The 21,337-nt window shown below is 38.6% G+C and carries 18 protein-coding genes; 7 read left to right on the top strand and 11 right to left on the bottom strand.

Annotation, left to right across the window (positions count from 1 at the left end):
• Positions 1 to 73: 73 nt before the first annotated feature.
• The 6 genes from JWG40_RS11045 to queA form a co-directional block, all read right to left on the bottom strand.
• Entirely contained in the window at positions 74 to 751 is a 678-nt protein-coding gene (locus JWG40_RS11045) for a class I SAM-dependent methyltransferase (RefSeq protein ID WP_205285856.1), read from the bottom strand.
• The gene (locus JWG40_RS11040) at positions 751 to 1,905 is read right to left on the bottom strand and encodes a hypothetical protein (protein WP_205285855.1); all 1,155 of its coding nucleotides are present in this window, start codon (positions 1,903 to 1,905) and stop codon (positions 751 to 753) included. The genes JWG40_RS11045 and JWG40_RS11040 overlap by 1 nt, the downstream gene beginning before the upstream one ends.
• 65 nt (positions 1,906 to 1,970) lie before the next feature.
• Positions 1,971 to 4,226: an aconitate hydratase gene (locus JWG40_RS11035; protein WP_205285854.1), complete on the bottom strand. Its 2,256-nt coding sequence runs from the start codon at positions 4,224 to 4,226 to the stop codon at positions 1,971 to 1,973.
• 109 nt (positions 4,227 to 4,335) lie between these two features.
• Entirely contained in the window at positions 4,336 to 4,866 is a 531-nt protein-coding gene (locus tag JWG40_RS11030) for a FlgO family outer membrane protein (RefSeq protein ID WP_205285853.1), read from the bottom strand.
• Complete coding sequence (locus JWG40_RS11025) at positions 4,826 to 5,845, bottom strand: hypothetical protein (protein WP_205285852.1); 1,020 nt, start codon at positions 5,843 to 5,845, stop codon at positions 4,826 to 4,828. Before JWG40_RS11025 ends, JWG40_RS11030 begins: the two co-directional genes overlap by 41 nt.
• A 52-nt stretch (positions 5,846 to 5,897) precedes the next feature.
• A complete protein-coding gene (gene queA / locus JWG40_RS11020; RefSeq protein ID WP_205285851.1) occupies positions 5,898 to 6,938 on the bottom strand; it encodes a tRNA preQ1(34) S-adenosylmethionine ribosyltransferase-isomerase QueA in 1,041 nt (346 codons plus the stop codon).
• Between the two features lie 63 nt (positions 6,939 to 7,001).
• Between queA and JWG40_RS11015 the strand changes: the two genes are divergently transcribed.
• Genes JWG40_RS11015 through JWG40_RS10985 form a run of 7 tightly spaced genes read left to right on the top strand, consistent with a single transcriptional unit; the run spans position 7,002 to position 14,227 of the window.
• Positions 7,002 to 8,294 carry a glycosyltransferase family 87 protein gene (locus JWG40_RS11015; RefSeq protein ID WP_205285850.1) on the top strand — a complete coding sequence of 431 codons (1,293 nt, stop codon included), beginning with the start codon at positions 7,002 to 7,004 and terminating at the stop codon, positions 8,292 to 8,294.
• Between the two features lie 22 nt (positions 8,295 to 8,316).
• Positions 8,317 to 9,360: a glycosyltransferase family 4 protein gene (locus JWG40_RS11010; protein ID WP_205285946.1), complete on the top strand. Its 1,044-nt coding sequence runs from the start codon at positions 8,317 to 8,319 to the stop codon at positions 9,358 to 9,360.
• On the top strand, positions 9,357 to 9,944 hold the full coding sequence (locus JWG40_RS11005; protein WP_205285849.1) for an LIMLP_18675 family protein: 588 nt from the start codon (positions 9,357 to 9,359) through the stop codon (positions 9,942 to 9,944). Before JWG40_RS11010 ends, JWG40_RS11005 begins: the two co-directional genes overlap by 4 nt.
• A gap of 15 nt (positions 9,945 to 9,959) precedes the next feature.
• Complete coding sequence (locus JWG40_RS11000; protein WP_205285848.1) at positions 9,960 to 11,246, top strand: hypothetical protein; 1,287 nt, start codon at positions 9,960 to 9,962, stop codon at positions 11,244 to 11,246.
• 11 nt (positions 11,247 to 11,257) lie between these two features.
• A complete protein-coding gene (locus JWG40_RS10995) occupies positions 11,258 to 12,754 on the top strand; it encodes an MBOAT family O-acyltransferase (protein ID WP_205285847.1) in 1,497 nt (498 codons plus the stop codon).
• Between the two features lie 2 nt (positions 12,755 to 12,756).
• On the top strand, positions 12,757 to 13,902 hold the full coding sequence (locus tag JWG40_RS10990) for a hypothetical protein (RefSeq protein WP_205285846.1): 1,146 nt from the start codon (positions 12,757 to 12,759) through the stop codon (positions 13,900 to 13,902).
• Positions 13,889 to 14,227 carry a nucleotide pyrophosphohydrolase gene (locus JWG40_RS10985; RefSeq protein WP_205285845.1) on the top strand — a complete coding sequence of 113 codons (339 nt, stop codon included), beginning with the start codon at positions 13,889 to 13,891 and terminating at the stop codon, positions 14,225 to 14,227. The genes JWG40_RS10990 and JWG40_RS10985 overlap by 14 nt, the downstream gene beginning before the upstream one ends.
• Here the strand turns inward: JWG40_RS10985 and JWG40_RS10980 are convergent.
• From JWG40_RS10980 to JWG40_RS10960, 5 genes are read right to left on the bottom strand one after another with little or no spacing between them, the layout of a single operon-like run.
• Positions 14,224 to 14,940, bottom strand: a complete 717-nt coding sequence (locus JWG40_RS10980; RefSeq protein WP_205285844.1) for a hypothetical protein — start codon at positions 14,938 to 14,940, stop codon at positions 14,224 to 14,226. The two genes, JWG40_RS10985 and JWG40_RS10980, sit on opposite strands and share 4 nt — an antisense overlap.
• A 7-nt stretch (positions 14,941 to 14,947) precedes the next feature.
• Complete coding sequence (locus JWG40_RS10975) at positions 14,948 to 16,702, bottom strand: Kelch repeat-containing protein (RefSeq protein ID WP_205285843.1); 1,755 nt, start codon at positions 16,700 to 16,702, stop codon at positions 14,948 to 14,950.
• The gene (locus JWG40_RS10970) at positions 16,695 to 18,548 is read right to left on the bottom strand and encodes a Kelch repeat-containing protein (protein WP_205285842.1); all 1,854 of its coding nucleotides are present in this window, start codon (positions 18,546 to 18,548) and stop codon (positions 16,695 to 16,697) included. The genes JWG40_RS10975 and JWG40_RS10970 overlap by 8 nt, the downstream gene beginning before the upstream one ends.
• Positions 18,535 to 20,049 (bottom strand): Kelch repeat-containing protein, encoded by a 1,515-nt coding sequence (locus JWG40_RS10965; protein ID WP_205285841.1) that lies wholly within the window; start codon positions 20,047 to 20,049, stop codon positions 18,535 to 18,537. The genes JWG40_RS10970 and JWG40_RS10965 overlap by 14 nt, the downstream gene beginning before the upstream one ends.
• A complete protein-coding gene (locus JWG40_RS10960; RefSeq protein WP_205285840.1) occupies positions 20,033 to 21,334 on the bottom strand; it encodes a caspase family protein in 1,302 nt (433 codons plus the stop codon). Before JWG40_RS10960 ends, JWG40_RS10965 begins: the two co-directional genes overlap by 17 nt.
• Positions 21,335 to 21,337: the final 3 nt, after the last annotated feature.

Below are 21,337 nucleotides of genomic sequence, written 5' to 3'. Positions count from 1 at the left end.
CATTTAGAATTCAGAAATTAACTGAGGAATTACTTTTTTTAAGTCAACCAAATCTTTCGTATTTTTCTAGTTGTTAAACCCGAAAGAAATCTTCCTTAAAACCTTTTTCGCCAAGCCATTTGCTTTGCAAAAGATTGTATCCTACGATTTCAAAATCACGAGAGATCCATTTTCTGTATTTTTTTTTGGACCTTGAAAAAGCATAAGGATCCGTAAAAGACATCTCTTCTTTCATCACCGCATAGTCTTCGTTTGTTGGCACAGTAAAGTACAAGTAATTACAATACTTTGCCATTTTTTCCAAAACACCGGGGATCATTCCATCCGGAAGATATTGGATCACAGAATTACAAATCCCAAGTTCCACCGGTTCTTTTTCTAATTTAGGAAGTTTTAGAGTTTCTAAGGATTCATGATAGAGATGAAATTTATCAGAACGTTTCACCCAGTCTTTTTTCTTTAGATCTTCATAAGCTTCTTTGGATGCATCGACAGCATACACTTTTACCGGTGAGAAAGTCTTCACCATCTCTCGAAGTAAAATCGCCTTCCCAAATCCGAAATCTGCCATTTTATAAACAGGGATTTCCATCAATTGAAAGAGCGCTTTTAAATATTCCGCATGTTGTTTGGCATTGTAAGAACCGTCTACATCAAGTCCACTTCCGTAAATATCTGACCAATACGACCCGTCGAACTCTTTGCCATTTTTACCGAGACCAAAGTTCTTTTTGTTCAAAAAACGCTTCATTAGAATTGAGTCCCTAAACTTTGTAATTCACGTATCATTTCTTTAATGTATTTCGGTTCCTTTGCCAGTTGTTCGACTTCCTCTTCAAAGGCTTTTGTGACCAGTTGGTTGTCTTTTTTCATCCGGTTCAAATAGGATGTGAGTGTTTCTTTTGTGATTTTTCTTTCAGGAAAATCTGCCATGAGTGGATGCGAAAAAAATCTTTGGCGGATGGAATCTTCTAGTTCACGAATTTTTGATTTGATGATTCCTACAAACCGTTTGATGGACGTATCATGGAAGGATACATCTGTTTGTTGGTTAGGGATAAGTTCATCAACCTGCAATTTGATTTCTAAAATTTCAGCGATATTCATATTGTCTCTCGCACCGGAGAGTTTGGTCATAAGTTTGGATTTTTTTTCCCGTAAAGCAGGGTCCTGTTCTTTATCGGGATGGATGAGTTTTGCTAAATTTTTAAAAAGTGTATTGATGTCTGTGCTTAAGAGACGTTCAGATTCTATGATTTTTTTTTCTTTTTCGGTTTGCGACTTAGTCTTTTTTCGTTCGCCCGACTGGGATCCTCTTCCCCGAAAATATTCCGATCGGTATTCTTCATACTTCTCACGAAATTCTCGATACTTTTCTTCGTGAGATTCTCTTTCCTCTTCAGAATCAAACCCAGTTCGATTCATATCGTCCAAATCAATTTCTATCCCAAAGGTGTTCTTGATTCTAGACTCCATTTGGTTTTTATACCGAAGGCGTTCCAACCGTTCAAACTTAGTTTCCAATTGGTCACGATACTTGCCATAGAAGGTTGTATCTTCCAAAATTGAATCAGTACAGATATCGAGTAAATACCTTCGTAGAAATTCTCTTTGCATTTTGCCAAAGGATAGTTTTTCTTCGAGGAGGATGGCGCACATCAGTTCGAAACGAGTTCGTTCTAGTTTTTTTTGTTTTTCTAATTCAGGTAGAACATCTTGTACGTAGGTTTCGTTTACCATTTGGAACAAGGGTTCAATTTCTTTCGTACGTTCTAAGGTTTCCTTATGTTTACGAAGGGCATCGTTAAATTCTTTTTGGGCTTTGGTTTGGTTGGAGGAAACTCCCGTCCAAATCAAAGTTTCCTCGGTGATCACTGGATTAGGTTTGGATTTTTGCTTTGGCATTCAGGGAAAAGAAAAATCGCCAGATGGATTTCATCTGGCGAGTTCGAAGTTTTGTTGTTAGACGACTATGCTTTCATCAAATTCAAAGCAGCACCTGCTTTGAACCATTCGATTTGTTGTGCGTTATAAGTATGGTTGACTGGGATTTCATCCTTTTTGCCATCCTTATGGTTGAATACAAGTGTTAGAGGTTTCCCTTCTGCAAAACTTGTGAGTCCTACAATATCAATCACATCGTCTTCTTGGATTTTATCGTAATCTTCTTTGTTTGCAAAAGTAAGAGCTAACATCCCTTGTTTTTTTAAGTTTGTTTCGTGAATCCGAGCAAACGATTTTACAAGAACAGCTCTTACACCTAAATGCCTTGGTTCCATGGCTGCATGTTCTCGTGACGATCCTTCTCCATAGTTTTCATCCCCAACCACGATGGATCCAATCCCTTGGGCTTTGTAAGCTCTTTGGGTTTGCGGGACCGGTTCATAGTTTCCTGTCAGTTGGTTTTTCACTTCATTGGTTTTGCCATTGAAGATATTAGTCGCACCGATGAGTAAGTTGTTGGAAATATTGTCCAAGTGCCCACGGAATTTTAACCAAGGGCCTGCCATAGAGATATGGTCTGTAGTACATTTTCCTTTGGCTTTGATGAGTAGTTTTAACCCTTTGAGATCAGTTCCTTCCCATGCTTTGAAAGGAGCAAGAAGTTGGAGTCTTGTGGAAGCTGGATCTACAATCACTTGTACACCGGAACCATCGGCTGCTGGAGCTTCAAAACCTGCATCCTCAACCGCAAAACCTTTGCTAGGGAGTTCTTCCCCTGTAGGTGGGTCCAGTTTTACCTGTTCCCCTTTTTCGTTGGTAAGAGTGTCTGTGAGTGGATTGAATCCCAAGTCCCCCGCAATGGCAAGAGCCGTTGTGATTTCAGGAGAAGCCACAAATGCATAGGTGTTTGGGTTTCCGTCTTGGCGAGCTTGGAAGTTTCTGTTGAAGGAGTGGACAATGGTGTTCTTTTCTTTTTTATCCGCACCCACACGAGACCACATTCCAATACAAGGTCCACAAGCATTCGAAAAAACTTTGGCTCCAATTTTATGGAAGGAATCAATGAATCCGTCTCTTTGGATGGTGTAACGAACGAGTTCCGATCCAGGAGTGATGGTAAACTCTGCTTTGGTTTTTAATCCTTTGGCAGCAACTTGTTTAGCAAGGGATGCAGCTCTTGAGATATCTTCATAAGAAGAGTTGGTGCAAGATCCGATAAGGCCTACTTCTACTTTGAGAGGCCAACCATTCTTTGCTGCTTCTTCTTTCATTTTAGAAATAGGAGTCGCAAGGTCAGGAGTGAAAGGACCGTTTACATATGGCTCTAAAGTATTGAGATCAATTTCAATCACTTGGTCAAAATACTTGGATGGTTCTGCATACACTTCAGGATCCGCAGTAAGATGAGCTTTGTATTTATTGGCAAGATCGGCCACATCACTTCTGTTAGTGGATCTTAAGTATCTTTCCATGGATTCGTCGTAACCGAATGTGGAAGTGGTTGCTCCAATTTCAGCACCCATGTTACAGATGGTTCCTTTTCCTGTGCAAGAAAGAGCTTCGGCACCAGGTCCAAAGTATTCTACGATGGCACCAGTTCCCCCTTTGACAGTAAGGATCCCTGCTACTTTTAAGATTACATCTTTTGCGGAAGTCCAACCATTCAGTTTTCCTGTGAGTTTGACACCTATGGCTTTAGGCCATTTGAGCTCCCAGGCAAGTCCTGCCATCACATCACAAGCGTCAGCTCCACCCACACCAATCGCGACCATCCCAAGACCACCAGCGTTCACTGTGTGCGAGTCTGTTCCAATCATCATCCCACCAGGGAAAGCATAGTTTTCTAAAACAACTTGGTGGATGATACCAGCACCTGGTTTCCAAAAACCGATTCCATATTTGTTAGAAACGGAGGATAAAAAATCATATACTTCTTTGTTTTCTTTAACAGCAACACCGAGATCCGCACCGGACTCGTCTTTTGCCGTGATTAAGTGGTCACAGTGAACGGTGGAGGGAACCGCTACTTTTTTACGACCCGCTTGCATAAATTGGAGAAGCGCCATCTGCGCTGTTGCATCTTGCATCGCCACTCGGTCTGGCGCAAAATCTACATAGTCGACACCGCGACCAAAACTCTTCGTTGGATTTCCATCCCAAAGGTGGTTGTATAAAATCTTCTCTGTAAGTGTGAGGGGCCGACCCACTACCTTCCTGGCTTGTGTGATGGCCGCTTCCATTTTGGAATAACGTGCCGCAATCATTTCTATATCAAATGCCATCTGAACCTCTTATACCTATCAGACCGCAGGAAAAAAGGGAATCAATCGAAAATTAAACTACAAGTGCTAAAATCAGTAAAATTGGCTCCAAGTGAGAACCAGTATCTTTTTAGCCGTCAATACGGACATAAACTTCGTCGGCTTTGAGGATAAGCCCAGTTTTGATTTCGATAAGCCTGGTGTTGACAAAAACACCGTCTTGGTATGGAGTCACAATTCCGGTAATGATCACATCCAGTTTCAAAACATCACCTATTTTCCGCAAGGTGGCAGTATCTGTTGGTGCATCAAGTCCAAGCCCCGCTTCTTTTAAAACTTTTTGATTCGCAAGACGGTCTAAGATCTGGAAACGATCCTTTTTTACAAGCTCAGTGGTCAATTTTTCCGCAAGGATTTCTCCATAGGGGCTTTTTTTACCTTCGTTGTCTAAAAAGGTCAGTACGACAAGACGTTGCGGTTGGAAATAAAATCCTTTTTCCGAAAGAGATACAGCCAGTTGCTCCAGAGGTGGAACAGTAGTTTTTTTTGGTTTGGACTCTCTCTCTTCTCCCAGGTAACACGCGCTAACGCTAAATAAAAAAACAATTAAAGTTAAAATTCTAAAAGGCAAGTTCCATCCCAAGCGAGGTAACATATTCATAAAACGATTTTCCATTAAAGCCATTCCCATACATAAAACCACCGGGAACCCCAATCAGCATACCGTCTTTATAAAATTGATTCTGGAAATTCAAAAAAAAAGTAGTTTTTAGTTTTCCCGGATGTTTGCTGCGAAAGGAGGCTGAAAAAGTTTCGGGGGATCTCCCATTTTGGTCCTTAACCTGAAGCAAGGGATCGTTAAAAACATTAAAAATTTGGTTCCCGACATAAAGGGAATAGTTCTTGGAAGATCCCAAAAAAAAGATAAAACCCAAAGAAGCAATGTCTTGAGCGGGTGAAAAGCCCACCTGCCCATTGGGAAAGGAACCAGGACGGGCATTCACATAGTTGTATTTGAGATTTAGTTGGACTTTGTCACTACCAAAAAAAAAAGAGAACTTCCCTCCCTCTGCACCATAGGCTGTCACAGGATTTTCTGTTTTTACATTATACACTGATGTTTGTACTCTTAGAAATTGTGCAGGAGAGAAACTTCCTTGGTATTCATATAATTGTTTGGGATCCACTAATAATCTTTTATTGGAATCGATCTGACGAAAGATAAGTGTTGCTGATGGATGAACTGGAGCAGCCAAGTTTATCTGAGCTAACGAAGGTTCACCGCTTTGTTTGGCTTCCCAAATATTTGCCGTTTGTGGCGAAACATCAAAATCCAACTTTGATCCAGAATTTGCATTTGGGTTCCATTTTGTAGGACTAGTCATATCTTTTTTTGAATCTGTCAAAAGATTCAAAGAAAGAGACTTTAATTGATTGGTAGGAACGGAGGTATCCGCATTTCTTTTTTTTGTCTTGGATTTGAGTATTATTGGATGTAAAACATCATCACCTAACTCTTGTGAGTTAAGGATGTTTACTTCTCTAATCGCTGGATCTTTTATGGGCGCAATAAAAACTACCCCAAGAAGACCTAAGCCTGAGAACAAGGAAACAAATACCGAAGATTTCGGGGAGTACATAAAGAAACTGTAGAAACATCTTTCCTAAAATCCAACGAATGTAAATCTATTTTTAAAATAGAAACATTGAATCTCCATAGGAATAAAAACGAAACCCGTTCTTCAATGCATACTGATAAGAATCCAACACTAGTTGAGTCGTAGCGAAGGCACTGACAAGAAGAAGGAGGCTAGACTTTGGTAAGTGAAAGTTCGTGATCAGCCCTTGAACGGATTGGATTCTGTCACCAGGCGACAAAAAGATGTCAGTTTGACTTGCTCCTACCTTATATTTCTGTATTTGAGAATCAAATACAGTTTCTAAAACTCGAAGAGTTGTAGTACCGACAGCAATGATACGTCTGCCTTCTTTTTTCGCATCGTTTAACTTTGCTGCTGTGGATTCAGAAACTAAGTAATTCTCCCTATGTAGTGTTTTAGTCTGCCATTGTTCGGTGGTGAGAGGACGAAATGTCCCATAACCAATTTGTAACTCTACTGGCAAAAACTCAGCGCCCATTTTATGAAGATTCTCTTTCAACTCTTCGGTAAAATGTAATCCTGCTGTGGGTGCAGCGACAGATCCTGACCTATGCGCAAAGATAGTTTGATAACGAACTTTGTCTTCCTCGGTTACATTTCTTTTGAGGTAAGGAGGAATAGGGATGTTTCCGAAGATCTCAAAATCCGAATCAGAAATTGGACTTTCGGAATACAAATTCGAAAGTTCTTCCCTTGGTCCTTGATAGGAAAACTGGAAATTTTTATAACCAACCGGGAATAGCCTCTCACCTAACTTTAATTTGGCTCTATTCTTTAAGATACATAACCAAGTTTGTTGATTTGTATCTTCTGCTTCCAAAAAAATGGATTCGTGGATACGACCCGATTCTACCTGCAAAAACACTCGCCGGTAGGATACTTTGGTCTCATTATACACAAAAACATCCCCCGGTTGCACTAATGTTGTTATATCCCGAAATAAAGGGGCTTCCCAATATTTGGATTTAGCTCTGTCAACGACCAAAAGCCGAGACTTATCCCTAGTTTCTAAGGGAAATTTGGCAATCTGTTCTTCGGGTAGGTGGAAATCGTATTCCTGTAAAAAATCCATCTTTGTATAGCCTTGGGAAAACCTTGTCAATTAACCAGAAATATTGGGAATGGTAGGAGAACTATGTGGAAATTTTTAGAAAACCTCGAGAAACGCGGAAAATGGATTTTAGCAGTTTTACTTCTGGTCCTACTTGTTCTTTCCGTTTCTAGATCCAACCAAAAGTCCGATTTTTTGGACTATTACCATGCGGCCGAACGTTGGGGAACAGGTGAAAATCTTTACCGCTTCGATGTTGCCTTCGAACTCCAAACAAAAATCAAAACCATGGAAGATCTCTTTCGACCAGAGAACCTCCACTTACTTTCAGCACTCCAAAACGAAACAGCAACCTATATTTACCCTCCTCTATTTTCCTTTTTACTCATTCCTTTTACTTATCTATCGGAACCGAATGCCTCTCTCGTTTTTGAGCTACTAAGTTGGATCTCTTTACTCGCAATTCTATTCCTTATCTTTCAAAATAAGGAACTATCCAGTAATCATTCGAAGTTTCCTTATTTACTCCTCCTCGGAGCCTTAGTATTTAATTTTCGATTTTTAGAGAGCCATATTCAAAACAACCAAGTAGGACTCCTTCTCATTTTACTTGTGTTAGTATCATTAACAATAAGATCTCATGCGGTGAGTGGACTTCTTTTGGCTCTCGCAGTCAGTATCAAAATCACTCCCTTAGTTTTTCTTTTTGTCTTCGTTTATGAAAAAAAATACCAACGGATCCTTTGGTTTTTATTCGGACTTTTCCTCTGGAATGCACTTCCTCTGGTTTACCACTGGGACTATACCATTCAGATGACAAACGAATGGATAACAAAAATTTTAGGGAATGCTTTTAGCAACCCACTACTGCGTTCCTGGAAAAACAATCAATCTTTAAGTTCTACCTTAGCAAAGTACTTTGTGTCCGGAGCAGATATGATGAACCAACCGACATATGGGATGCCATTCACCAACCTCGCACCTTCTTTTCTAAAAATCATCCAACTTTTCTTTATGATATTATTTGGGATTCCGCTTTTGCTGCTATGGAGAAAGAAAAACAAACAATGGGAAATTATTTCTCTATTGTTTTTAATTTCTGCACTGTTTAGCGGAATTAGTTGGGTGCATAGTTATATCATTTGCCTTGTACCTATTTATTTTATTTTAGATCGAGTTACAAATACCAAACACAGTCAGAAAGAACTTTATCTTCTACTTTTTCTCCTCAGTTTGCCACTGCTCACACACAGAACATTCGTTGGATCAAAAATAGAATCTGCACTTTCTATGTTTTCTGTTTTATTTTATACAACGAGTCTCTTGTATTTCTATATTGTAAGGTTTGCATTCCATGAAACAAAAAATCGGAATTGATGTTAGGCCACTCGCCTATGGAATGACCGGAAATTCGAGGTATTTAGCAGAGGTACTGAAAGTCATTCTGCCTAAACACAAAAATAAAGAATTTTTTCTATATACGAATAAACCCATTCATCCTGTATTTCAAAACTTGTTAGGCCCTAATACGAAAGTGGTTCTAGAACCAAAAAATATTCCAGGACCTATTTATTTAAATTTTATATTACCAAAACGTTTAAAACAAGATGGGATCGAAGTGTTTTGGGGCACGATACAAATGTTACCTTTCCTAAAACTCCCCATCCCGAGTTATGTAAACTACCATGATCTCAACTTCATCTCGGCTCCCGAAACCATGGCGAAATGGAACTACTGGCAACATAAATTCCTCTCCCCTATCACTATGAAAAATGCAGATAAAATCTTTTGTTTATCCAAAAATACAAAAGAAGAAATCTCTGCATTTCGGCCCGAATTCAAAAAAAAATGTCTCGTTGTCTATCCCGGTGTTATCAAACAGAAAACTGCCAAAACAAAAACAAAGTTCCCTAAAGATTTTTTTCTTACCGTAGGAACTTTAGAACCTAGAAAGAATATCAACTGTTTAGTAGATGCATTTTTAGACTTCAAAAGAAAATACCCAAAGGATAAACATTCTTTACTCATCATGGGCAGGAAAGGATGGGGGGAAGAAGGTGATTTCTTATATCAAAAACTGAACGATGCTAAGATTCAAACTCAAGGGATACAGTTTATTGAAAAACCGGACGATGCCACTCTATCTGAAGCATTTAAACAATGTAAGGCGTTCTTTTTTCCATCCTTACATGAAGGATTTGGATTACCTTTACTCGAGGCTATGTTGGAAGACAAACGTTGTGTTGCCTCCGACATCCCAGTGTTTAAAGAAATTTTATCCAACAAATGTGACCTTTTTGTTCCTCCCAAAGAAACAAAAACCTGGACTCATAGTTTTGAATTGATGTCGGGACCAAAAAAAACTAGGTCCCCAAAATTCCCCGCCAATCAATGGACATGGGAAGAAACAGCTAAAAAAATAGAAGAGGTACTCTTTCAATGAAACTACTCAACAAATGGATCTCCCAATGGAAAGAAATCCGAAGTAAAAAAGAAACTGCTTACTTTGGAACTTCCTTGTATGATGAATTAACAATAAACCCGATCCCTTCTATTTTACTCATAACATCCTCCCTCGCTTTATTTGTTTATAGTTTACCATACGCATTCTATTTAGGTAAATTTTTCTATTGGTTTGTTGGTGTTTTAGAAATTACCAAAGTTTTAAAAATCCCATTTTTAGATGAACTGCGGTATTACCATTATCTTTCCGTGTTTGTATATTTTTACATCGCCTCCTCTCTTCTCATTGACATTAGCCGATTGTTAAACAAGTGGAATCAAAAAACTGTCTTTGTGAAAAATGAAATCTGGCAAATCCAAAGATTTGGATTTGGGAAAAAGCTGATTAAATTCAACTTGGAAAACGAGGGATTACGACTCGGGTATGAACACGGTGGGCTCAGCGATTATTTGGGATGGAACCGAATGGTTTGGGACAAAAATGGAGAAACATTATTTGCCACTCCCTATTTTTTCCCTTTCAAAAAAAACAAAATCATTGTGAATCGAATTTTAAAACGTTAGATCGGAATTTCCTTCTTGAAAAAGTTATTCATCTTACTTTTACTACTCGTTCTTTTTTTATTCCATCTTAGATACCTTTCGAGGGCTTTCGACTGGGATTCTTGTGTTTATGCACTCAATATCCAAAAAGATAGAGTTGAATCCGCATTCTTTAATCCTCACCATCTAGGGTTTGAGTCATCGGGACTACTCTATTGGAAAGTGCTTCGTTCGATTTATCCTACAACGGATATAATGTTTTTTTTGCGTCTCCGAATTCTTAGTTTCTCCCTATTCTTTTTAGGACTCTTTATTTGGCTCTACTACAAATTATACAAAGATTTAATCCTTGGGATCATTCTTGCTCTCGTCATCCAAGTAAGCCAAGCTTTTTGGTTCTATAGTTTACACAATGACACCCCACTCATCCACTCCTGTTTGATGGCTCTACTTTTTCTATTTACGATCTATTTTTTAAGGCAGGGGTTACTAGTGAGGCATCTTACAATTTTGTGGATCATCCAACTTTTTAGTATCTACTTCCACCAATCCAATGTAATCCATTTTGGAATGGTTCCGATGGCTGTGTTTCTATCTCCTAACAGAAGTTTAGGTAAAAAGCTGAGACTCATATTTTTTTATTTAACCTGCCTGGGAATCGCGACGATTCTTTCTTATTTATTTGTTGGATTCATTATCCTTAAACGAGGACTCGGGCCACTTGATGAAAAACATTTTTCTTTTTGGATGTTCTTATATGCCGCCATCAATCGTTGGGGCACAAGCCTCGGAGAAGAAAAAAACTATGTATTGTACTTCTATCGAGGGATAGGAGATGCATTCCTTGTTTTCCAGAACGTGATTCCTAAATTCCGAGTGAACCTATTCGACTTCCAAAACCCCAAACACCTTCCCTACAATCTGAATCTTTTATTCTGGATTTTTAGTTTGAGCCTGGGAATTTTGAATTTCCGTACTATGTGGGTCCGATACAAACAAGAACTGTTAGTGATGGCGTTTTGGATTATACCTTCCATTGGATTTTATACCTGGTGGGAAGGTTACTTCTTTGAATTTTGGGTAGGAACTACCATTGCCCTTTGGATATTAAACTCCTTTGCGCTAAAATCGTTATTTATACCTATGTTGCCAAAATTCTCTAATGCCATTCTACATACCATCTACTTGGTATTATTTCTTTTTTACTTCAGTACAAATTTTACATTTTCCACTCTTCCCAGATCCATCGGTCCAAAATTTGGATATACCGAAGGAATCCAGGGACCTGTTGAAAAGTTAGCCGAAGAATCAATCTACCATTAGGAACCAAACAAATGTTATTTAACTCTTTCGAATTTTTAGTTTTCTTTTTTGTAACGATCATTGTTGGAAATATTCTAAAGAACCGCTGGCAAAAACTTTTTTTCCTACTCACAAGTTATTATTTTTACATGGCTTGGCAACCATCATCGATTTCCTGTACGGCGATGGCTGCAGAAGGGTTCAAATTTTACACAGATAGACTCTATTGTGATTTCAAAATCAATCCGTACGTTTTTATTCTAATTTTTTCCACGATTATTGACTATTTCGCCGCAACACTCATTGAACGAAAAAAAGATGGTGATAGTGTCAGGGGATGGTTGCTTGTATTATCTTTAATTGTTAATATTGGAACTCTTGGATTTTTTAAATATACTGACTTTTTACTTGGGGTCATCAACGACATCCATCTATTAGGTGCTTATCAATTTCCAAAACAAAACATAATACTCCCTGTAGGAATTTCCTTTTATACATTCCAATCAATGAGTTATACCATCGATGTATACAATCGTAAAATAGAAGCTAGAAAATCATTTTTAGATTTTGCCTTGTATGTGGCTTTTTTTCCACAACTTGTTGCGGGTCCCATTGTTCGTGCAGAAACTTTCTTTCGCGATTTAGACTTTCGACTTAGTGTCTACAAAGAACATTTTGATGCTGCCTTTGCTCTGATTTTAATCGGGTTTACAAGAAAAATTGTTTTCGCAGACAATTTAGCACGTGTTGTCGATTCAACATTCGCAAATTATCAAAACTTAAACTCAATTGAAATTTGGACCGGTGCTCTTGCCTTTGGATGGCAAATTTATTTTGACTTTGCAGGATATACAGATATTGCCATTGGAGTTGCGAGGTTATTTGGATTTCAATTCAATCCAAACTTTAACTTCCCCATGTCTTGCCGAAATATTGCAGACCACTGGTCCAGATGGCATATATCCTTTTCAACATGGATTAGAGATTACATATACATTCCATTAGGTGGTTCAAGAGTGAGTGTGATCATGTATATTCGGAATATTATGATCACTTGGTTGTTTGCCGGTCTTTGGCATGGCGCCGCTTACCACTATGTAGGTTGGGGGATCTGGCAAGGCACAATGTTACTCTCACATAAGTTTTATGGAGATACGAAAGTAGCAAAATTCCTAAATGGAAAAGGCGGGAGAGTGTATGACCTTTTCGCACGAATATTCACCATGTTTTGTTTGTCCTTTGGATTTATCATGTTCCGAGCAGAAACAATGGAAAAGGCAATTCCTATGATGAAGGCTCTTATTTTTCTAAATGATTCAATAGCACCACTCACTCGTTGGTCAAACTACCGATTCGGAATACTCATCGTCATTTGTTTTACAGCTAGTTACATTTTCTCGAAAAGACAAATCCCTACTCTTCTCACTGGAAGTTGGATGAAGTATACAGCCTTTGTTATTGTGAACGTATTATTATTATTACTTTTTGGAGTCACAGAAAGTCAGAACTTCCTCTACTTTCAATTTTAGTTATGAACTTACTCAAAGAAACCATCGCCTTTCTTACCGACAAAAAATTAGTCGTTGCCATCCTTTTTTTACTCACCTTGGAAGGTTTGCTTCAGCTCGGACTTTACAAGCCCTACTTAAAAAAAAATTCCTATGCTTCTAACATCAACAGAGTCACAGAACACGTAGTCTCCAAACGAGATGTATTAGATCCTGATATCTTAATTGTAGGTACTTCAGTTGCTTTCGAAGGAATCAGCATCCGAATACTCAATCAAGAACTTCAAAAATCTGGCTGGAAAACGCAATCCATTGCGGTTCGGGGATCTGAATTGGTTGTTCAACATCGAATTCTGGAAGAATATTTAGATAAGTTCCCAAACGTAAAAATCATCCTCCATGTGATGGAACCAGGGATGCCGTGGGTGGACAGAAAACATATTGTAGATCCTACCTTAGCAATGTTATCGGAGTTAGGAAATTTCAAAGCAATCCCAACGGTTCTAGATTTCGAATACAATCTGGAATTTTCAAATTATTTGTATCTAATTTTTAAGTCCGTTGCATATCGCAAAGATTTATCTGATCTTGTGATCAACTTCAATGAAAGACTAAAAGCCATTACAAGAAGAAATAAAAATCCGAATTTAAACGTTTGGGATTATGAAAATGACCATCCCGAATCAATTGATGAATATGAACTTAAAAGCGTGGATGATTGTTTAACAAGGTTAGCACTCCATCTTCCAATCGAAATTCCAAAAGCTTCCAACCCTGACCATAGACGTATGTTATTTGAGACTTGTGGAATTGCAAGCGTTGTCCCTCAAGATTCCAATGAAACCGAAGATACAAAACGATATTTCAGAAGATTAAAAAAAATGTATAACTTCATTGGAAGTAAAAACATACATATAATCAATATATTTGCACCATACTCCGATGTAATCAGGAAGGTAAACAATGAAGGTAGAATGAAAGTTTGGCATGATGGGCTCTCAGAAGCATTGTCTTCCCACCAAACTTTGGATGAAATGGATCTTCAAGATTCTCTCGGTGAAACTAATGGAAAATATTGTTTTGATTTGATTCACTTAAACGAAGCTGGTATGAAAGAGTTTACAAAAATTCTCGCCAAAGAACTGGAGAAAAAAATTGGGAACCGATGACATCACTCTAAGCCAATTACAATCAGAAGTAAACGATTGGATTCAGACGATTGGGGTAAGATATTTCTCTGAACTTACCAATCTAGCAATATTAATGGAAGAAGTTGGTGAACTTTCTAGACTTATGGCTAGAAAATATGGAGACCAATCATTTAAGTCTGGCGAATCTGCAGACAATATACCAAATGAAATCGGTGATATTCTTTTTGTCCTAACTTGTTTGGCAAACCAGATGGGAATTTCTTTACAGGATGTCATCCAAACCACAATCCAAAAAAACACAAAACGCGATCTCAACCGCCACAAAAACAATCCCAAACTTTAAACAAAAGAATGGATGGGGATTCCCGCCTCCCGTCGAATGGCGTTCCAATAGGCACTAAGATGGGCGGGATGTGAATTCATATCAGATATACAATAATCAAACTTTGTGCGAAAAATTGGATCGGCATCTAAAACCGATTCATACTTAGGGTAGTCCGACCACATCTTCTGAAAAAATTGTTTCTGGCCTTCATAATCATAATCCTCACGGAAAAACATATAAGCATGTGCTAAATCATGTAGCAGGTGTTCAAATGCATCTCTTTTCCCTTCCACCAAACTTCCATTAATTGCATCTTCCCAGCTTATCGTCGAATACCTATAACCTTGGCTTTGCGATTCTAACATTTCTAAAGAACTAGGATTATAGTCGATGAGTCGGATGTCCCACTCACCAATATGCCATTTCCAAAGTGCAAATCGTACGGTATCCGGCATCCCATAAAATCTTACTACCTCTAAAAACTCTTTAGATTCATTTCGATTTGGCAAAGGCCTGCCCATTCTTAGAAAAGGATGTCTTTTCACTCGACGCTCTAAATACAATAACACAATCTGAAAGGTAAGTTGACTGTCGGATATTCGGCCAGCCTCCCAATCCAACTTCAATAAACGCAAGTTTGGCGCAATGGTTTCAGATTCCTTTTTTAATTCTATTTCGGGAATGCAGATTTTTTTGAAGGAGCCATAGATTCGACCATTTTCGTGGGGCATAAGAATTCTAATTAGAAAGTCCGTAGTACTCCGTATCTAGATGGAACATCCCCCCCAACTCGCCACCAAGGAAAAACAAAGTCCCATCAGAAAATTTTATACCACTGTGTTTTGATACACTATACTTTGCCATACCCATATCAAAAAAATTATTACTTTTCGCGTAATCAAGTTTTTCCATCGTTCTACTCGGTTCACTCGTATTATAACGGTAAGCTCCACCATAAAAAAGGATTCCGCCATCTGGTAATTCTGAAGCAATACTCCACTCTCTGCGGTATTTTGAATTGGCAATGGTAACTATTTGATTTCGTGTTCTATCATATAACATCGTAGAATTGTTCAAATTGGATAATTGTGCACCATAAATGAGAACATTCCCATCAGCTAGTTTCATACATTTTAACGCAGCAACTGGGATTGGCAATGAAGGACCCCAAGAAAAAGTTTCTGCGACCGGATCATAGAACTCTGTAGTATCTTTTGGTGCAAAAATTCCGTCAGTCCCGCCTATCACAAGTACTCGACCATCATCCAATAATACAGAACACGAGAATGATCTTGCTGTCATCATTCGATTTGCAATTTCTGTAAAAGTTCCTGTTGCAGGATCATATAACTCTGCAGTATTTAGAGAGGTGAAATAAGTCGGTGTTATAGGAGCAAAATCACGAATCCCACCCAATACGATTACTTTTCCATCTGCGAGTTTTACAATATTATGTAAATGCCTGGGTCCATTCATATTCCCCGTCGGCGTAAAAGTCGTCGTTTCCGTATCGAATATATAACTAGTGGTTAGTGCATAAGGAGTCGCGGATTGAATTCCCCCAGAAATGAGCAGATTTTTTCCATCCAACATCACACCGCGTTCACCACGCAAATTCTCTGGCAAACTCGGATTTGTCAGTGTAAAACTGGCGGAACCCTTCCGTAGAATTTCAGCGCTAGAAGAAGAGCCATAAATTGCAATCACATCTCCATGGACATTTTGGAAAGCATCAAATTCGAATCTGCCGTGGTTCAACTTAGGACCTTGAACAAGACCTATGAATTGGACGGTAAGTGAATTCGAAACAACATTCGATGCGTTATCTTTCGAATTCATAAATTGCAAAGTTAAAGAACCTGGACTATTTGAAGAAAAATTCGTTTCAAAATACACCCGATATGTAGTTTCATTTATTTTCTGAACTGATCTAAGGACAATTGATTGTGCGAGAGACCCACTCAAAATCGGCGGTCCAAAATTCGCCAATGGTTCTGAGCTGGTAAAGTCCCAATACCTAGGTGAAAAAAAAGTATAATCTGTAATAGGAATATAACCAACTAACGAAACTGAAGGAACTTTCGTATCTATGATGATAGGAAGTTTATCATCAACGAGAGTCTCGCCAGCGTTGGAAACTACTCCCGATAGCACCAATTCGTACCGCCCATCATCAATTAGTGGGTCAAATTTTATTAAAAGACGATCAGAATCAATCTTTGTGAAACTAATATTTGGAAAAACTGTTTGATTGGCTTCTGCCAGATAATTGGTATCTAAATTCGCAAGTTCTCTGTTACACTGTAACAGCACTTGATCCACACTACCGATAGACTTTCCATTCGTATTTGTTTCACAATTGAAAGGAGTTGAATAAAAGAAAGCACTAAGAAACAGTCCGTTTGCTGATTTTTGATCATATAAGTTTTCGTATTCTGATGGGAACATACAGCTAATGGACAAGAAAAGCGGTAGAAACAATAATTTATTCAAAACTATATTCCTCCGTATTACCAAGGATATCACCAATTCTTCCACCAAGGATCATCCCACCACCTGCAGAAGAATAACGAATCTCACAACCTTCCCACCTAGCATTTAAAGAACGACTTGTCATATAAAAACGATTGATAGATTCCGACCACGACTCTGTATCCTGAATTGAGTCGTAGGTCGAGCCATTGACAGTACGATATTCCAAACCTCCAGCGACAATGATTTGATCCTTACCATAAGGAAAGACAAAGGAAGAGCCCCACTCCCTCCCAAATAAAAGATTTTTATGGTCTCGAATTGTGTCCGTGATTGGATTGTAGACTTGGGCTCGTAACACTGGCTGGCTTATATCAAACCGAGAATTCACTCCACCAAGGATCAGAATCTCGCCGTTACTCAATCCATGAACAAAATGATTAAACCTTTTATATAACTTTGCGGAAGAATTTGTCAAAGTCTTTGAATTGATATCATAAACTGCAATTGAATCCAAAGCATAAGCATTAAAATCATTTGGACCAGGTCCAGTCACATCAGAACGTTCCCCACCGAATATCACCACCTTACCAGATGAATGCGATAAGATCTGAGCCTGTTTCCCTCTCGAGTCCGCCAAATTTCCAATGGTTTCTACTGTCATTGTCGCAGGATCATTTGTGATATGAACCAATTCTACCATTGCAACGGATTGAAATGGTTTGAACGGGCTAAGTCCTCCCACAACCAAAACATCACCATTCGGGAGGACCGTCATTTTATGTAACTGCCTAGGTGTTGTTAGGTTTGGACCTTCTACCCAAATATTTGTCGCCGGGTCATATACTTCCGTTGAAGTCAACCCCCCGTTTGAAGGGTTCCCTACCTTACCACCAAACCCTCCAGAAACGAAAAGCCTACCGTCATTAAGTTTGACCACATCAAATTCTTGTCGACGGTAAACCATATCAGAAGCCTGGCTAAATTGTTTAGAAACAGAATTATAGAATTCTGCATGGCTCAGTGTTCCATTCCCATTGATCAAAAAATCTTTCTTTGCCCGGCCACCAAGAACCAATCTTCTTCCATCATCCAATTCAATCCCGACACAAGACCTTCTTGCCACATTTAAATTCGGGCCACTCTTAAATGCGAAAACGTTAACTGGAACCATAACCGTTCCTTGTGAGTTCGACGCTTTATCATTTATACCTTGGAAAGAGATTGTCAAAAGGCCACCATTAGAATTTGGATCCCCAGCAAATAACAAACGTATATTACGCGAAGAAACTATAATATCAGAAACTACCAGACTGTTTTTTGCAGTTCCAGATAACGTAACTTGGGACAAGTTTCCATCCCATACAATATCTTCATTGGAAACAATATCCAAAAACCCAGATTGTAATTCGGAGATATCGATTCCATTCCCGGTTCGAAGTTCAAGGATCGGCGGTTGCGAATCGATTTCAAATTCGAAATTCGCAGGATTTACAAGAAGTAATTCGTTTAAATAATAATCTTTTAAGTTGATACTGAATTTGCCACTTGTTATCGAAGGTTTCATCCGAACTTCATATAAATATCGACTTCTTGGAATTACTTGAGAAATAGGACTCACACCAGCTCCAGAAACAGGTAACCTTAATCCATCCGTCTTGGTTGTAAAATCATGATTGGTTGAAATATAAATAATTCCACCTGGTTGGACTTTGTTGGTTGAGAATTCCATATTGACTACAGAATCAGCACCAAGTAAAAACAATCCCATGTTTGCAGGCGAATTCGGATCAAATGCATTTTTGCCCGATGTCAATTGACAAGACAGAAAACTAGAGAACAGGAGTATAAATTTAGTCTTTCCCATACAGCTCCACTCTTGTGTCTGCCAAAACAGAATCTCCAAAGATAACAATCCCTCTACTTGTTTGGATTGCCGTATGTTCTGAACGGGCATTCATCATTGTATCAATGACAAAATTTTTCCTTTCGGCATGATCATATAATTCTAAAATACCCGATTTATAATAAGTATCTACCCCACCAGTATATAAAACTTGCGAATCCGAAAATGGAACGATAGAACTTCCATTTTTCATCCTACTTGTAAATCCATTACTTTGTGTTATAGAACTTGCCTCAGTCCATGATTCAATACTTCGAGAGCCGACGCCACCCCCCGTCACGCCACCAAGAACCAATCGATCTCCACCAGATGTTATGACTGTAGTGACATTCGATCTTGAAGTAGGCATAACAGCTGTCACTGTATACAATGCCTGGGAATTTATATTCAAAATTCTGATAGTATTTAAATAATTTGCGTAAGGATCCGTTCGATCTCTTCCTCCAAAGAACAACACTCTTTGATTGTTTGCATCATATTCAGCAAATTGAAACATTGTATTCATCGGAAAGTTTGTGCTAGGAGGTAGGGTTGCTGCAGTTAAATTACTAACGGAAATAATTTCATGTTCATTCGTAAGGGCAGTATGATCCGTCCCTACTTGGAATTGCCCCCCAGAAACCAACAAGTCACCATTACTCAAACATACCATGGAATGACCATACCTCGCTCTTTGCATTACTACGGGGAGTTCTACTACTGTTTGGTCCAATCCATTGATTTTAAAAATTTTGTTACTGACCTGAGAATTCATCGTGACAGGCCCTGGTATTGTTTTACCGCCAGAGACATACACCACCCCATTAGAATCCGAACAGACAGCCATTCCCATCAAACTTTGACTCAAGGGAGGAAGTAAGGTACTTGTTCCGGTTTCTGGACTAAAAATCTCAACAGTGGCTACAGTATTTCCCAAGATAGATACACCACCGACTAGAAGAATTCTACCATCAACTAAAAGTTTCGATGTGATCTGGCCTTTCGATTCAGAAATATTTCCAATATAACGTGGATAAGGAAATTTGAATTCGAACTGTTTTCCGTTAAATGCATACGTAAAGAGTGACTCTGGCTTTTGGATGAATATGGAAATGGGTTCTCTCCATTCTGACCTTGAAGAGACAGAAAACAATACGCGAATCTTTGATTCAGAAAGAGGGAATACATCTCTTAATACCAAATCATTAGCGTAATGACTCGAAATATGAAAATGACTTTTATTAAAATGGATAGCGATAGGTTTACTTAAATCGAGATCTAATATTTCCGTATTCACAAAAGAAGGGTAATCGTTCGGTTTATATCTGGATGTGATTTGAACTTCATCTTGGGATACTAAAGAAGCCAAAACGGCAACTGAACCACCAGTTAGCGTACTTGGATCGAATAAATTTTGTGACTGGTTTTGTATCTTACATTGAAAAACGGATAAAGCTAAGAATAAACTAAAAATGCATCGCATATCCTAACTTCCCAATCCTTTCAATTCCCATATACCCTTGGTTTTCCCAATGGAACTCGAGCCAAACACCCGACTTTTCCTTAGGATTAGGGCCCAACAGATAAAAATCAAACACATTTGCCGACCAAAGTACGAGAAGCATCGTCAATGCTTGGGATAAATTGGTTCGCGAGGACTCCATCCGTTGTCTGTGCGGTTCAATCAAATAATAGTTCAGTGCCACCGTTTCTGTAATGCGAGGGTTTGGTGGGATTCCCACTGCCGATTCATAACTTGCCTTATCCTTTCTATAGGTGTTGTACTGATAGCCTGCATATAGAGCCCCGAGAGCAAAGATAGACATGTATACTTTTCCCTTTTCTTCTTGGCCCCTGGTGTATTGTCCCCACCCGGGAAATAAAAAGGAACGAAAGGCGTATGTAGGATTGTAAGGATTGAATAAGGGAGCATCCGCAAGGGAAGTTTCTGGATTGACTGCGTAAGTGAGAATCGTGTCTTCGGATTTCTCCGCATATTCCTTAGTATAAGGCTTTTGCAGTTTTTGGTTTGCCTTTGACCAATCTCGTAATGAGGTAATCACGTAATTCGACAATTCGGAGTAAGAAACTTCTCCATTAAAATTGGAATCAGCCCTACCTTCTAATCCATAAATAAGATACTTAGTAAAAATACCGTACCCAGATTTTGGATCTTCAAAACTAGAATAACCGACTTTAGAAGAATAAAAAACAGAAACAATTTCTGAGTCTCGAAATGTAATTTCTTCTAAATATTTACGCCCTTCTTCCCCTTTTCCATCTTCTGGATTACGACAAGCATCTATAAAAAAAACAACTCGCTTGAGTTTGTATTTTCTTGTCATTTCAAGCAGTTGCTCCACGGCAATTCCTGACTCAAATGGTTTTAGAGGACTTGCATCCTCTGGAAGTAAATAAACTCTATCGTTATAATCGACAACACCATGCCCAGAAAAATAAAATACGAACAAATCATCGGGATTTGTTTCTTCTAACAAAGCCTCAAAATTAGACAAAATATTGTACTTTGTTGGTGTCGAATTCACCGAACCTTCTTGAACTAAAGTTTGGATCCGATTGTAAGAACCATAACTAAATAGAATTTTAGTTATTCCCAAAGCATCACTTTTTGCAGTTTTTAAATCACCAAGAGTCAATTCTTTATATTCACTTACACCTACCACAAACCCAAATCGTTTAGATGGGACATCCGCAAACATCACGGACGGGGCAGTAAAAAATAAGAATATTAGAATTTTAGATTTCATCAA

This window comes from Leptospira abararensis (genome assembly GCF_016918735.1).
In the GTDB taxonomy this organism is placed as follows: Bacteria; Spirochaetota; Leptospiria; order Leptospirales; family Leptospiraceae; genus Leptospira_A; species Leptospira_A abararensis.
Note: the sequence above shows the minus strand (reverse complement) of the source record. Positions and strands in the feature narration are given on the sequence as shown.

What these genes read in the sequence shown, in the direction of transcription:
- JWG40_RS11045 (WP_205285856.1), bottom strand. Translation starts at nt 751, where the DNA reads ATGAAGCGTTTTTTGAACAAAAAGAACTTTGGTCTCGGTAAAAATGGC.
- JWG40_RS11040 (WP_205285855.1), bottom strand. Translation starts at nt 1,905, where the DNA reads ATGCCAAAGCAAAAATCCAAACCTAATCCAGTGATCACCGAGGAAACT.
- JWG40_RS11035 (WP_205285854.1), bottom strand. Translation starts at nt 4,226, where the DNA reads ATGGCATTTGATATAGAAATGATTGCGGCACGTTATTCCAAAATGGAA.
- JWG40_RS11030 (WP_205285853.1), bottom strand. Translation starts at nt 4,866, where the DNA reads ATGAATATGTTACCTCGCTTGGGATGGAACTTGCCTTTTAGAATTTTA.
- JWG40_RS11025 (WP_205285852.1), bottom strand. Translation starts at nt 5,845, where the DNA reads ATGTACTCCCCGAAATCTTCGGTATTTGTTTCCTTGTTCTCAGGCTTA.
- queA (WP_205285851.1), bottom strand. Translation starts at nt 6,938, where the DNA reads ATGGATTTTTTACAGGAATACGATTTCCACCTACCCGAAGAACAGATT.
- JWG40_RS11015 (WP_205285850.1), top strand. Translation starts at nt 7,002, where the DNA reads ATGTGGAAATTTTTAGAAAACCTCGAGAAACGCGGAAAATGGATTTTA.
- JWG40_RS11010 (WP_205285946.1), top strand. Translation starts at nt 8,317, where the DNA reads ATGACCGGAAATTCGAGGTATTTAGCAGAGGTACTGAAAGTCATTCTG.
- JWG40_RS11005 (WP_205285849.1), top strand. Translation starts at nt 9,357, where the DNA reads ATGAAACTACTCAACAAATGGATCTCCCAATGGAAAGAAATCCGAAGT.
- JWG40_RS10995 (WP_205285847.1), top strand. Translation starts at nt 11,258, where the DNA reads ATGTTATTTAACTCTTTCGAATTTTTAGTTTTCTTTTTTGTAACGATC.
- JWG40_RS10990 (WP_205285846.1), top strand. Translation starts at nt 12,757, where the DNA reads ATGAACTTACTCAAAGAAACCATCGCCTTTCTTACCGACAAAAAATTA.
- JWG40_RS10980 (WP_205285844.1), bottom strand. Translation starts at nt 14,940, where the DNA reads ATGCCCCACGAAAATGGTCGAATCTATGGCTCCTTCAAAAAAATCTGC.
- JWG40_RS10970 (WP_205285842.1), bottom strand. Translation starts at nt 18,548, where the DNA reads ATGGGAAAGACTAAATTTATACTCCTGTTCTCTAGTTTTCTGTCTTGT.
- JWG40_RS10965 (WP_205285841.1), bottom strand. Translation starts at nt 20,049, where the DNA reads ATGCGATGCATTTTTAGTTTATTCTTAGCTTTATCCGTTTTTCAATGT.
- JWG40_RS10960 (WP_205285840.1), bottom strand. Translation starts at nt 21,334, where the DNA reads ATGAAATCTAAAATTCTAATATTCTTATTTTTTACTGCCCCGTCCGTG.